The organism is Actinoalloteichus fjordicus, assembly GCF_001941625.1.
GTDB classification, from domain to species: Bacteria; Actinomycetota; Actinomycetes; order Mycobacteriales; family Pseudonocardiaceae; genus Actinoalloteichus_A; species Actinoalloteichus_A fjordicus.
In genome coordinates, this window is the sequence record NZ_CP016076.1 from 2,353,850 (window position 1) to 2,367,340 (window position 13,491).

9 protein-coding genes and 1 tRNA gene are annotated in these 13,491 nt (G+C 68.8%); 5 read left to right on the plus strand and 5 right to left on the minus strand.

Annotated elements, in window-relative coordinates; translation table 11 throughout:
- Positions 1–123: 123 nt before the first annotated feature.
- Genes UA74_RS10640 through UA74_RS10650 form a run of 3 tightly spaced genes read right to left on the minus strand, consistent with a single transcriptional unit; the run spans position 124 to position 4,078 of the window.
- Positions 124–2,232, minus strand: coding sequence for an iron ABC transporter permease (locus tag UA74_RS10640; protein ID WP_075740094.1), 2,109 nt, complete (start codon positions 2,230–2,232; stop codon positions 124–126).
- A 7-nt stretch (positions 2,233–2,239) separates the two neighbouring features.
- A complete protein-coding gene (locus UA74_RS10645) occupies positions 2,240–3,211 on the minus strand; it encodes an ABC transporter substrate-binding protein (protein ID WP_075740095.1) in 972 nt (323 codons plus the stop codon).
- Between the two features lie 27 nt (positions 3,212–3,238).
- Positions 3,239–4,078 carry an ABC transporter ATP-binding protein gene (locus UA74_RS10650; protein ID WP_075743653.1) on the minus strand — a complete coding sequence of 280 codons (840 nt, stop codon included), beginning with the start codon at positions 4,076–4,078 and terminating at the stop codon, positions 3,239–3,241.
- 853 nt (positions 4,079–4,931) lie between these two features.
- Here UA74_RS10650 and UA74_RS10655 point away from each other — a divergent pair.
- The gene (locus UA74_RS10655; protein WP_075740096.1) at positions 4,932–5,411 is read left to right on the plus strand and encodes a hypothetical protein; all 480 of its coding nucleotides are present in this window, start codon (positions 4,932–4,934) and stop codon (positions 5,409–5,411) included.
- Between the two features lie 524 nt (positions 5,412–5,935).
- Here the strand turns inward: UA74_RS10655 and UA74_RS10660 are convergent.
- Positions 5,936–7,696, minus strand: a complete 1,761-nt coding sequence (locus UA74_RS10660) for an eCIS core domain-containing protein (RefSeq protein WP_083683099.1) — start codon at positions 7,694–7,696, stop codon at positions 5,936–5,938.
- 887 nt (positions 7,697–8,583) lie between these two features.
- Positions 8,584–8,660 (minus strand) — tRNA-Leu (locus UA74_RS10665).
- A gap of 430 nt (positions 8,661–9,090) precedes the next feature.
- Between UA74_RS10665 and UA74_RS10670 the strand changes: the two genes are divergently transcribed.
- The 4 genes from UA74_RS10670 (at position 9,091) to UA74_RS10685 (ending at position 13,479) form a co-directional block, all read left to right on the plus strand.
- Positions 9,091–9,720, plus strand: coding sequence for an ANTAR domain-containing response regulator (locus UA74_RS10670; protein ID WP_075740116.1), 630 nt, complete (start codon positions 9,091–9,093; stop codon positions 9,718–9,720).
- Between the two features lie 298 nt (positions 9,721–10,018).
- Entirely contained in the window at positions 10,019–11,227 is a 1,209-nt protein-coding gene (locus UA74_RS10675) for a branched-chain amino acid ABC transporter substrate-binding protein (RefSeq protein ID WP_075740117.1), read from the plus strand.
- 99 nt (positions 11,228–11,326) lie between these two features.
- Positions 11,327–12,337, plus strand: coding sequence for a branched-chain amino acid ABC transporter permease (locus UA74_RS10680; RefSeq protein WP_232237715.1), 1,011 nt, complete (start codon positions 11,327–11,329; stop codon positions 12,335–12,337).
- Entirely contained in the window at positions 12,334–13,479 is a 1,146-nt protein-coding gene (locus tag UA74_RS10685) for a branched-chain amino acid ABC transporter permease (protein ID WP_075740119.1), read from the plus strand. The genes UA74_RS10680 and UA74_RS10685 overlap by 4 nt, the downstream gene beginning before the upstream one ends.
- The last annotated feature ends 12 nt before the right edge of the window (positions 13,480–13,491 follow it).

A 13,491-nucleotide genomic window follows, 5' to 3' on the forward strand; every position in this document is an offset into this window, starting at 1 on the left:
GGGTGCTCATCCGTTTCAGTCACGCGGGCGAGCGGCAGGAGTCAGCGTGATCAACCCTGTCTCCCGCCGCGGTCCGGCGAAGGCGACCGTGCGGAAGCCGCCAGAGGAAGCCGAATTCCCGGCCTACCCCGCCCGCACCCGGCTTCGATACAGCAGCCAGATGAAATAGGGCGCGCCGATGATCGCCGTCATCAGGCCAGCCGGGAGCTGCCCCGGAGCGATGACGGTGCGCCCGATGGTGTCGGCCGCGCACACCAGGATGCCGCCGAGCAGTGCCGCCACCGGGAGCGCTCTGGCATGTCGACGACCCACGATGGCGCGGGTCGCGTGCGGCGCGACCAGTCCGACGAAGGCGATCACGCCCACGCCCGCGACCGCCGCACCGGTGAGCAGCACCCCGCCCACCATCAGCAGCAGCCGGGAGCGGGAGACGGGCACGCCCAGCACCCGAGGGGTCTCGTCGTCGAGAGACAGCAGGTCCAGTTCGCCTCGGGCCCGGATCAGCAGCGGGACCACCAGCAGCACGGCCAGCACCATCGGCACGAGGTGCTCGAACGACCGGCCGTAGGTCGAGCCTGCCAGCCACGTCAGCGCCTTGGTCTCGTTCCACGGGTCGGTCAGGGTGATCAGCAGGGTGATCAGCGCCTGGGTGACCGCCTGCACGCCGAAGCCGATCAACACGAGACGTTCGCTGGCGAAGCCGCCCTTCGCCGCCATCACGAACACCACGGTCGTCGCCAGGGCGGCGCCCGCGCCCGCGGCGCCCGCCTGGGCCCAGAATCCGACGGCGGGCACGAGCGTGATCATGGTGATCGCGCCGAGCCCCGCGCCGCCCGCGACGCCGATGATGCCGGGCTCCGCCAGCGGATTTCGGGCCACCGCCTGGATGACCGCTCCCGCCAGCGCCAGCGACGCGCCCGCCAGGAACGCGGCCGCCACCCTCGGCGCCCGGTTCTCCATCACGTTCGTGACGATCGGACCCGCCTGGCCGGTCACCCAGTTGACCACGTCACCGAGCAGCAGATTTGTGTCGCCCAACAGGACCGACCCCGCCAGCACGCCGATGCCCCCGACCACCAACGCCCCGAGGATCAGCCGGAAGCGACCTGCCTGCACCCCTCCTCGGGCACCGGCCGCAGGCGGTTCGGTCGCCCTGCCCGTGATCCGGACGCCTCGGGCCAGGATCACCAGGAAGATCCCGCCGAGCACCGTCGTCACCACGCCCGTCGGCACCTCGAGCGCGCTCTGGGAACCGATCACCGCGCGCAGCAGCACATCGGCGCCCAACAGCAGCACGACGCCCATCGCGGCGGAGACCGGGATCAGCGCCGCATGCCGATGCAGGCCGGGCACCACGTTCACCAGGAGTCGGACCAGCGCGGGGGCGGCCAGCCCGACGAAGCCGATCGGGCCCGTCAGCGTCACCGCCGAGGCCGACAGCACCACCGCCAGCGTGATCGCCGCGAAGCGGATCCGCCCCACGTTCACGCCCAGGCTGCGCGCGTGGTCGTCGCCGAGGTGCACCAGGTCCAGCCGTCGGGACATCGCGAGGAGCAGCAGCAGCGTCCCGCCGACCACCGGCCCGAGCGTCTGGACGCCGCCGAGCCCGTTCTGCCCCAGTGATCCCGCCCCCCAGGCGAACAGGCCGCGCGTCTCCTGTGCGAACAACAGCAGAAGAATGCGGGTCACGGCGGCCATCGCGAGTGCGGCGGCGGTACCCGCCAGGACCAGCCGCACGATCCCGGTGCCGCCGGTTCCGGACAGGGCGAGCACGAGCGCCGCAGCGGCGAGGCCGCCCGCGAACGCGATGCCCGCCGCGCCGAGCAGCGGCACCGAGAGGCCGAACGCCGAGACGGCGACGAGCGCGAGATGCGCGCCCGCGTTGACGGCCAGCGTGTCCGGCGACGCCATGATGTTGCGCGCCACCGACTGGAGCACCGCCCCCGCCACACCCAGGGCGACGCCCACGACGATCGCCGCGAGCAGCCGGGGGAGCCGCGACTCGACGATGACCGCGGCGGCGTCGTCGCTGCCGCCGCCGAACATCAATCGCAGCACGTCGAGCGTGTCCAGGCTCGACGTGCCCTGCGTGAGGTGCACCGCCGAACCCAGCACGATGATCGCGCCGAGGCCGCCGATCAGCAGCGCGAGCCTGCCGCGCCGTCGGTTCGGGGCCCTCGGCGGCGCAGGCGGACGAGCGAGCGTCGCGGCGCCGGATGCGGAGGTGCTCACTGGGGCGTTATTCCTCGATCGCGTCGACGGCCGCGTCGACGTACTGCGCCATGGACAGGGGACCGCCGAACATCCACAGCGAGTCGGGGAAGCGCTGCACCTTGCCGCTGGTGACGAACGGGAGGCTCTGCCAGATCGCGTTGTCCGCAAGCTCCTCGTACGGGTCGCCGAGCGTGTCGTTCGCCATGTACCAGAAGTGCACGTCCGGCAGCTCGGTCAGGCCCTCGACGTCGGCCTGTCCGAGGCCGAACGCCGGATCGCCCTCCATCGGCCACGCGTTCTCCAGCCCGATCTGTTCGAGCACCTCCGGCACGAGGGCACCGTCGGTGAACGGGCGGATGCTGACCGTGCCGGAGTCCACGTAGGCGTCGGAGAAGGCGAACTGGTCACCTGCGGCGCCCAGCTCCGCCACCGCGGCCGTGCCCTCGGCGATCTTCTCGTCGAAGCCGGCCCGCAGCTGCGCGGCCTCGTATTCGGTGCCGGTGGCCGCCGCGACCATGTCCAGGCTCTCGAACATGGATCCGATGGGGTCCGCCGCCGTGCTGCCCGCGATCACGATCACCGGGGTCGTCGCCTCGATCTGCGCGATAGCGCCTTCGTTGAGGCTGTCGGTGACGACCACGAGGTCCAGATTCAGCGTCCCGAGCGTGTCGATGCTCGGCTCGCCACGGGTGCCGATGTCGGTCGGGGTGTCGTCCAGCGGCGCCGCGCTCACCCACTGGCCGTAGCCCTCGACGTCGGACACCGCGACCGGCATGACGCCGAGCGACACGAGGTGTTCGACGCCGTTCCACTCGGTGGCGGCGACCCGCTCGGCGGGGCCGTCGAGCGTCACCTCCTGGCCACGCGAGTCGACCACCGTGACCGGATCGCCGCTGCTGGGTGCCGGGTCGGCACCGACCTCCTCGGTGGTGCCGCAGCCCGCCGCGAACAACGCGGCGGCCAGGGACAGGCCGATGATCACACGGGTGGTGCGCATCTCTCTCCTACTTGCTGTGAGGCGCGGTCAGACCGAGGCGGCACGGGCGTGCGCGCAGTTGAAGCGGCCGACCGCTCTGGTGTGAATGCGCCCGTCGATCGGGTCGACGTCGACGTCGACCCGGATTCCGTATGCGCGGGTGAGATTCGTGGTGGTGAGCACGTCGCCAGGGGTGCCGTCGGCCGTGATCCGGCCTTCTTCGAGCAGGACGAGCCGATCTGCGATGGCGCCCGCCTGATCGAGGTCGTGCAGCACGACGCCGACTCCGACGCCGTGCTCGTCGGCGAGGTCGCGGACCACGTCGAGGATCTCCACCTGATAACGCAGGTCGAGGAAGGTCGTCGGCTCGTCGAGGAGCAGCAGGGCGGTGTCCTGGGCGAGGCAGCTGGCCAGCCACACCCGCTGGGCCTGCCCGCCGGACAGCGCCTGCACCGGGCGGTCGGCGATCGAGGTGAGCCCGGTCAGCGCCATCGCCCGCTCGACCGCCGCCGGGCCCGCGTCGTCCCGCCCGCCCCAGCGAGACCGATGCGGATGGCGCCCGAAGTCGACCAACTCGCGCACGCACAGCCCGCCGGGCGCCGTCCGGTGCTGCGAGAGCAGGGTGATCCGCCGGGCGAGGTCCTTGCCCGACAGCGCACGCAGCTCGGCTCCGTCGGCGAACGTGACGTCGCCTGCGACCGGCGGGTGCAGCCGGGCGAGCGCGCGCAGCAGGGTGGACTTGCCGCTGCCGTTCGGCCCGATCAACGCGGTGACGGTGCCCGCGTCGAGGGAGATCGACGCGGCGTGCACGACGACGTCGCGACCGTAGGCGACGTCGAGGTCGCGCGCCGACACGCCGACCGGGGAGGCTGCTGGGGTTGCGGACACGGCCACACACTAAAGACAGGCTTGCCTAATAAACAACTGGTGTGGTTGTCGGCACACTGATCGCGGGTTCGGGCGGGACCGACTGGCGCCCACCCTCGGGGACGCGAGCAGGCGGGATGGTGCGCACCGCAGGCTGATCCGGTCCGCGCCGGTCACCGGCGCGGTGCTCGGTCCCGACGACTCGTCCGCCGCCCACGCTCCGGCCGGCGACGTCGGGCAGCAGAAGGATCCGAGATCGTGTCATTCCAGAATCGCGACGCCGCCGTTCGTGATGCATCGTTCGGCGTGTGTCGAATGCCGTCGTCGAACCCGAAAGGCGCCCCGCGCGATATCCGTTCAACGGGCTGCTGGAAATGGTCGAGCACCACGATTTCACCGGCCGGTGCGGTTCGGCGGGGCCGTCGACGGGAGCGACTATGACATACGCCACGTCCGGGTGCGGGTGGCGGCGCTTGACCGTGCCGCAGCGTCACGGTTTTCCATGGCCATTGTCAGCGCAGCTCGTGCCTGCTCACCCGAATCCGAGAGGAGCACGTCATGTCGTGGCGCAACAGTCAGCTCACCGAAGCCCGACCGGCCGAACTACGGCCGCGACGGCGACAACGCCGTCCTCCCGGTAGGTGAGCCGCAGTTCAAGCCGTTGGCACGCGCCAGCTGTGTCGCCTGCGGCGACGGCGAGGCGCCTACAGGCAACCGCACCGGGCGAACTCGCGCCGCCGACTCGAACAGATCAGCTCCGATCGCTGGAGCACCGCTGGTGAATCCCGTCTTCCGGTGCACCTGTGCGTGCTCGCTGCGTGATTATTCGATCACTCTGCTCTGCCTTGATTTACCTCTGGAATAAAGGACCGACATGGACAACGTGACCACATTCCTGACCGAGTTCGTGAGCGGACTGCACCCGCTGGTGCAATTCGTTGCCGTGTTCGCCATCGGTATCGTCCCCTTTCTCGAATCACAGATCGGCTCGTTCATCGGGGTGTTCACCGGAGTGCCGATCGTACTCGCCGTACTCGCCGCGATCGCCGGAAACCTCCTCGCCCTCGCCATCGCGGCCAAGCTGGGCAGCGCCGCCGCCCGAAAGGTCGCGGTCCGGCGCGATCCCGCCAAGAGCAGGGGCCGGGACAAGGTGATGGCCAAGGTCAACCAGTTCGGCGTCCCCGTGGCCAGCCTCCTCGGTCCCTTCGTACTGGCCACCGCCCTGTCCACCTTCATCATGATCGGCGCAGGACTCAACCGGAAGAAGGTCCTGATCTGGCAGGTCATCGCCGTCATTGCCTGGGGCCTCATCTTCACCGTCCTCGGCCTGGCCGCCCGCGCCGCGTTGACCTGATCCGACGGTCTGGGGCCTCCGGCGCGCGAGACGGGTCGGCGGGGCCGGCCCGAGGGCGCGCGCCGGATCGATCAACACAACAGGCGCGCCTGCTGCGCCGCACGAGCGGACGACCCACCGCCCAGCCTGCCCGGGCACCCGCGGCCACCGCCCCACCGTGCCCCTCTCGGCGTCCACCTGCTCGCGACCGTACGTAGGCGGACGCCCGCCGTTTCCGAACCCGGCGGGGGTTCAGCACGCACGACCCGCGACGGGTCCGGAACCGTCCGCTGGACGCGGAGGTCGGCCCGGCTCGCCCGAGCTTCCGGGGAGGCGGCGGCGGGTGCCGTCGCCTCGACTGGCGAAGCCGGCGGCCTCGACACCGACAGACGAAGACCATCGGTCCCTGCTGGCCCGGCCCGTCGCCTGCACCGGGCAACACGCAGCGGACCAGGTCAGAGCCGTCTCCCGCGCTGCGATTGAGAGGAGCTCTGCCGCCCGATCACGCTCGGGATGGTCCTGGGACGACCCGCTGCCGAGACAGGTCAGGTCGTGTACCGGGCCGTCCTGTACTGGTCCGCGTCCACGCGTCGCACCGCTTCGCGGCTCCAGGTGTTGGGGGGGACCAGCCCCCACCTCTCCCGCAGAGCCGCGTGTTCATCGCGGTTGTCGGTGACGTACCACTCGCCCCAGCGGCACCATCCCATGGGTTCGTTGCTCTCCGTCGCCACCGCTCGCACCAGACTCGCCACCACCGGGCGCAACGCTTCTGGTTGCGCCTGTGCCTCCAGGATCTGGTTCGTCCAGTAGGTGGCCTGGTCGCCGTGCTGGAACATGGCGTACGGGGAGTTCTCCATGTGCAACCCGTGCGTCCCCAGGGCGGCCGTGCCCCCGCGCCGCACCGCCTCGCTCGAATTTCCTGCGATCCCGGCGTTGAGCCGGTTGAGCAGATTGACCTTCTCGGTCGAGGCCTCGGCAATCTGGCCGCCGCCGCCCATGGCGCCCAGCGTGGAATATGCCTCGTGCAGGTCGTAGTCCCCGGTGTACAACTGCTGCTTCCAGGCCGGAACCTCCCTTTTCAGGGTGGTCAACGCCCTGCCGCCGCCCGGCTCCAGCACCGAGATCGGCACGTACTCCGCATCGCCTGCCCCGCGCTGCACGATCCCTAAGCTCAGGACCTCCTCTGACGGATTGTCGATGCGCACCCCGATCAGCCCCGCCCCACTCCAATGGCCGACGAAGCCGTCCAGCTCCTCGGCATGGAGCCAGCGCAGCACCATTGCCGGGTCGGTCTGCGGTCTCCCGGTCCCGGGACCGTACTCCTTCTCGACGGAGGAGTCCTTGATGGACTTCTCCAAGATGGTGTGCGGCTTGGGCTTGGCCCCTTCCATGATTCGATTGATGGAATACTCGCCGGTCTCACGTACGGCAATCGTGTAGTGGTATTTCTTGCACACCGCCGAGATGGGCGCCCAGTGCTGCTCCCACACGATCTTCTGGAGTGCCGCCGAGCGGACACCGGGCGTGACGGTTCCGACGGCCCCGGCATCGCCAGGCCGGTACGTGGCGGCTTCGTAGGCGCTCAGCGGGTCGACCGGGGCCGTTCCTTGCTGCGATGGTGCGGCGTCCTCGCCCGCCACCCGCTGTACGGCCGTCCCCGGCGCCCGCTGAACCGAGCCTGTCTGTCCCGTCATCGCGGGCTGAGCCGGTGCCGGCGCGGGTGCGGGTGCCCGCCCCGGCGTCACACGCCGCGCAGTCTGCTCCGCCTCGCGCTCGAACCGGTCCGACGGGTCCGACACGCTCAGCCCTGACCCGTTGTCCGTGCCCGACACCGGACCCAGGCGCTGCTGCATCACGTGCACCAGCTCGTGCGCGAGCGTGTGCCGGTCACCGACGCCGTCCCTGAGCACCACATGGTGTCCGGATGTGTAAGCACGTGCTCCGATCTCCGTGGCGGACCGCTGGGCAGTGCGGTCGTCGTGCACCCGTACGTCGGAGAAGTCCGCACCGAGCCGCTCCTCCATCTCAGCGCGTACCGGTTCCGCCAACGGCAGGCCTGCTGAGTGCAGCACCTCGGGCACCAGCGACCCTGGCACGGGCTGTCCGTCCGGGCTGGCAGCCTCCCGCCGCTGTTCGATCATCCGAGCCACGGCCGCGTTGCCGATGGTCCGCTGGAGGACCGTGATCGTCTGTGGTGAGACGGATCCGGCTGCGCGCGGTGCTCTTGTGTCGGGTCGTCGGGACGGGCTCAGCGCGCGACGGTGGTGATCAGCGGACTTCTCCGGCTGCTCCTTCTTCTCATGCATGGTGACCCACTCAGTCCTAGGTCTTGTCCTCTTGCCACCTTCTTACGAGGGTGTTCGTGGGCGGCGAAGGGACACCAGGGCAGTCCTGAGGGACGATCGTCTGCCCGACGATTCAGACCTTCGACCACATACGAGGCGCAGGACATTCCTTCGCGGCGTCGGGCTGGCACAAGGAGGACGATGGCGGGCACAGGGGCATCTGAATACGGTGCTGGTGTCTCGCTACTGCTCGGTGCAGCGCTGAGAGATGATCGACTTCGATGGGAAATCGTCCCCGTCGAGGCATGGTCTCCTCGTTGTCTGCTGCCCTGGGGTGCCTGAATATCGCCTCTCGCGGGATCTTTCGAACTCGCTAGAAGATCATCAGAAGCCTGCCTGCTGGGATCCGGGCCCCGCTGAAGCGCGCGACCAAGCTTGCACGGAACGCAGCCTGCTGGGTTCGGGGACGTTTCAGGCGTTGTCGTCGAGCGCGGCTGAAGGTCGTCGGGCTGGCAGGAGGATCACTGCGTCTTGGCTGTAGTCCCCACTTCTGACGCACGTACTCTGACGGACGAGGAGTTCGCGTCGCCGTCGGCTTCATGTGCGTACGACCTGTGCCATGCCGCCGTCTCGACGTGGCTTGCTGCAGGCGTGTCGCCGACGCAGGTGGCGGAGCGGGCGGGGCACTCGTTCGACGTCCTGTTCGCGATCTATGCCGAGGTCGTCGTGGGGTAGGGAGAGCGGTCCCGCAGGCGGGTCGCTGAGGCGCACACGGTGAAATGATCTGCGACGGACCTCGGCGCGCACTCGGCGCGGACCGCCGGAGACGTCCGGACGGCGTCGGACACGAGAGCGATGACCCCTGGCGAGAAACTCCTGGTCAGGGGCAGCTTTTTCCCGGTCGGCGGTGGTGCCCCCGGTCAGACTCGAACTGACACTGGACGGATTTTGAGTCCGCTGCCTCTGCCGATTGGGCTACGGGGGCGTGCGCTGGTCAGAGACTCTAGCCAATGCGATCTACTTCTGCGCAACCGGTCTCGGTAACGCGGCAGGTCGGGCCTGTCGTCGCAACGACACGCCTCGGGCGCGGACTGCTCCCGCCGGGTGGGGCAGGCTCGTCGGTGAACCCCGTCCCTGCTCAGGGTGCGGTCGACGCCGTCGGGGACTCGCGACTCCGGCTCGCCCAGGCCTCCGCTCTGCTCCGGTCGGGGGGTGGCCTCCGGTCGTCTTTCGGACCGAGTCGAGACTGCTCCTCGCCACACTGTGCCCAGCAGGCAGGACGATCACTGCGGCGCGCCGCCGACATGTGGTGAGCGTGATACACCGGAGGGGTGCGCCGGGCGCTAAGCTCGGACGTCGAGCCATGCCCATCACGATGGTCCGCCCATCCGCTGCCACACCCCTGGAGGACCCCGGTGACCGAGCCGGCTGCCGAGGCCCGACCGACGGCCCAGCCCAGCAACGCCACTCCGCCCGCGCCCCGTCGGGTGGTCGTCGCGGAGGACGAGGCGCTGATCCGGCTGGACCTGGTCGAGATGCTTCGCGAAGAGGGCTACGAGGTCGCGGGTGAGGCCGCTGACGGTGAGGAAGCCGTGGTGCTTGCCTCTCGTCTGCGTCCTGATCTGGTGATTCTCGATGTCAAGATGCCCAGGGTCGACGGAATCGAGGCCGCCTCGCGCATCGCGGGCGATCGCATCGCCCCCGTGGTGATCCTGACCGCCTTCAGCCAGCGCGACCTCGTCGAACGCGCGAGAGACGCCGGTGCGATGGCGTATCTGGTCAAGCCCTTCGCCAAGCGAGACCTGATCCCGGCGGTCGAGTTGGCGATGTCTCGCTTCGCCGAGCTTCGTGCGCTGGAGGGCGAGGTCGCCGACCTTCAGGAACGCCTGGAGACGCGCAAGCTCATCGAGCGTGCCAAGGGCATCCTGATGAAGAACCAGTCGTTGAGCGAGCCCGAGGCCTTCCGCTGGATTCAGCGCACGGCGATGGACCGACGGACGACCATGAAGGCCGTTGCCGCCGCGGTCGTCGACACCTTGGACTGACGTCGGACGTCGGCGACATCGGATGGGACAGCTCGGACGCAGAACCATCGGGCGTAAAACTGTCGGACGCAGAACCATCGGACGTAACAAAATGCTCCATTTGCCGCATTCTGGTGGAAACATGTCACTGCCTCGCTCCGAGAAGTGACTCTTCGCGCTCCGTCACGATGTGGAAACACCGACAATCTGCGTCTGGGCAATCCACCCGATCGGGCGCTACCTTCCACCCCTAACCCAGCCCCGAGTAAGCGCGGTGGCCGCCGAACAGGCGTATGGGTAGGTCTAGTGGAGGTATCGGGTGGCCCAGACACGACTCGTACGGACCCTGGCGTTAGCGGCGGTCCTGTCGCTGACGGTCGCGGGGTGCGCGCAGAACACCGATGAGCCGGCGGCCTCTGGCGAGGACAACGGCACGTCCGCCGACTCTCCCGGCGTTCCGGAGAACGTGGTGCTGCCCGCAGGCGACGGGACGGGCGAGTGCGAAGACGCCGCCATCGCCTACATCGGCACCATCGCAGGCCAGAACGCGGCGCTGGGACTCAACATCCTCTACGGCGTGCGGCTCGCCGTGCAGGAGCACAACGAGGCCAACGAGAACTGCCAGGTCGAGCTGGTCGAGTTCGACACGGAGGGCACTCCCGACCGTGCTCCCGGCGTCGTCACCGAGGCGATCAACAACGAGTCGATCCTCGGGGTCGTCGGTCTGCCCTTCTCCGGCGAGTCCGCTGCGGTCGGTCAGGCCTTCTCCGACGCGGGCCTGGCGACGATCAGCCCGTCGGCCACCCGTCCGGACCTGAGCACCAACGGCTGGGGCACCTTCTTCCGCGCCCTCGGCAACGACGCCGTGCAGGGGCCGGCCGCCGCCAGCTTCATCAGTGAGAACCTCGGCGCCGAGTCCGTCTGCATCGTCCAGGACGACTCCGCCTACGGCATGGGCCTCGCGGAGGAGGTCGCCGCCGGACTGGGCGACGCGGTCGTCTGCAACGAGCAGATCCGTACCCAGCAGGTCGAGTTCTCCGCCGTCATCGGCAGCATCGAGGCCAGCGAGCCCGACGCGATCTTCTTCGCAGGCTACTACGCGGAGGCTGCTCCGTTCGCGCAGCAGCTCTACGACACCGGCCTCGAGATCGACCTGGTCGCCCCGGACGGCGTGCGGGACAACGAGTTCGTCGCCAACGCCGGTGACGCGGCCGAGGGCGTCTACTTCACCTGCCCGTGCGTTCCCTCCGAGGGCTTCACCGACTTCTCGGACGCCTTCGAGGAGCTGTCCGGCTCCGAGCCCTCGACGTACTCCCCCGAGGGCTACGACGCGGCGACGATCCTGCTCACCGCGCTCGACCAGGGGCTGGACACCCGCGAGGACGTCCTGCAGTACGTGAGTGAGTACAGCGGTCAGGGACTGACCAAGAACTTCCAGTGGGACGAGACCGGCGAGCTTGCCGAGACGCCCGTCTGGTCCTACCGGGTCGAGGGCGGCGAGATCGTCCAGGGCGAGCAGATCGGCTGAGAACCGATTCTCCTTCACCACCGCTGAGGCGCGGTACGGCGACGCCGAGAACGGCCGTCGACCGCGCCTCAGCGCTCTCGTATGGAAACGAGTCGATCAGTGAATCAGTCTCTTTCTACTCAGGTCCTTGCCCAGGGCCAGCCGTGGATCGGGTTCGACGTGGGGCTCCTCGTCGACCGGTTCTGGTCCAACACCGTGGACGGTCTGGCCTACGGCAGCATCTACGCCCTGGTGGCGATCGGATACACCCTCGTCTACGGCGTTCTGAAGTTGATCAACTTCGCGCATTCCGAGGTCTTCATCGTCGGCGCCTTCGCCGCCTACTTCACCTTCACCGCCCTCGGGTTCCGTCCTGGCCCGACACTGGACATCCCGGTGATCGAGATCGTCGTGAACCTGCTGCTCGCAGGGGTGATCGCGATGATCTGCTCCGGGCTGCTGGCCCTGACCCTGGAGCGGGTCGCCTACCGGCCGCTGCGCCGGAAGAAGGCGCCTCGGCTGGTCTTCCTCATCACCGCGGTGGGCGCCTCCTTCGCCATCCAGCAGCTGATCCTGCTGTGGCGCGGGGCCAACCCGGAACGGGCGATCCGGCTGCTGCGACCGGAGACGGTCTTCGAGATCTTCGGCGCCAGGGTGACCAACATCCAGCTCACGGTCTTCCTGGCCTCACTGGCCCTGATGCTCATCGCGGACATCTTCATCAACCGCACCCGGCTCGGCCGAGGCATCCGTGCGGTGGCTCAGGACCCGGACACCGCCACCCTGATGGGCGTCAACCGGGAACGGGTCATCATGCTGACCTTCGTCGTCGGCGGTGTGCTCGCCGGTGCCGCCGCGCTGTTCTACATCATGCAGATTCCGCAGGGCGTCCTCTACAACGGCGGCTTCCTGCTGGGCATCAAGGCGTTCACCGCCGCTGTGCTCGGCGGCATCGGCAACCTGCGTGGGGCACTGCTGGGCGGTCTGGTCCTCGGGATCGCGGAGAACTACGGACAGTCCCTGTTCGGTGGCGAATGGCGTGACATCGTCGCCTTCGTCCTGTTGATCGCCATCCTGATGTTCCGGCCCACCGGCATTCTGGGCGAGTCTCTCGGGAAGGCACGGGTATGAACGCACGGAACTCAACCGATTCGGCTCCCGTGCCCTTCGGAACGCGGATCCGCACCTGGTGGAACGGGCTGAGCAGGTTCCAGCAGTGGGGTGTGCTGATCCCGCTGGTGGCCGTGGTCTACCTGTTGCCGCTGCTGAACTTCTTCCCGCTCACCACCGAGCCGGGCACCGACTACGAGATCGCGCTGTTCAACGCGGCCAGGATGGCGCTGCTGGCGATCGGCCTCAACGTCGTCGTCGGGCAGGCGGGCCTGCTCGACCTCGGCTACGTCGGCTTCTTCGCGATCGGCGCCTACGTGGCGGCAGTGCTCACCAGCCCGGACTCGGTGCTGTACGGCGACTATCCTTGGCTGGCGGTGGTGCCGATCGCCATGGCCGTCACGATGGTCTCGGGTGTCATCCTCGGCACTCCGACACTCCGGCTGCGCGGCGATTATCTGGCCATCGTCACCCTCGGCTTCGGCGAGATCGTGCGGCTGCTCGCGGACAACATCCCGCACCTGCGCGGCAACCAGGGCTTCCAGAGCGTCGGCGGCCCGCCGGGGACCTATTCCGACGGATCGCCGATCTTCGTCCAGACCGACGGAACACCGTGGTACTGGCTCACGGTGACCGCGATCATCCTGGTGCTCATCCTGGTCGGGAACCTCGAGCGCAGTCGGGTCGGTCGGGCCTGGGTCGCGATTCGGGAGGACGAGGACGCCGCCGAGATCATGGGCGTCGCCACCTTCCGCTTCAAGATCTGGGCGTTCGTCATCGGTGCGGCGATCGGTGGTCTCTCCGGCGTTCTCTACGCCGGTCAGGCGGCCTTCGTCAACAACCAGCGGTTCGACGTCATCACCTCGGTGCTGTTCCTCGCCGCCGTGGTTCTGGGCGGTTCCGGCAACAAGGTCGGGGTCATCCTGGGCGCCCTGGTGATCTCCTACATCCCGGACCGCTTCCAGGTGATCAGCGAGTACCGATATCTCATCTTCGGACTCGCGCTGATCGTGCTGATGATCTTCCGGCCGCAGGGGCTGCTCGGTGCGCGGCAGCGACTGCTCGCCTACGGCAGACACGGCTATCGCAGGCTGCTCGGCAGGGACGAGCCGGTAGCCACGGAGAGCCCGATGAAGGACTCCGGCAAGGGGGTGAACGCATGAGCGGGCAGAGCG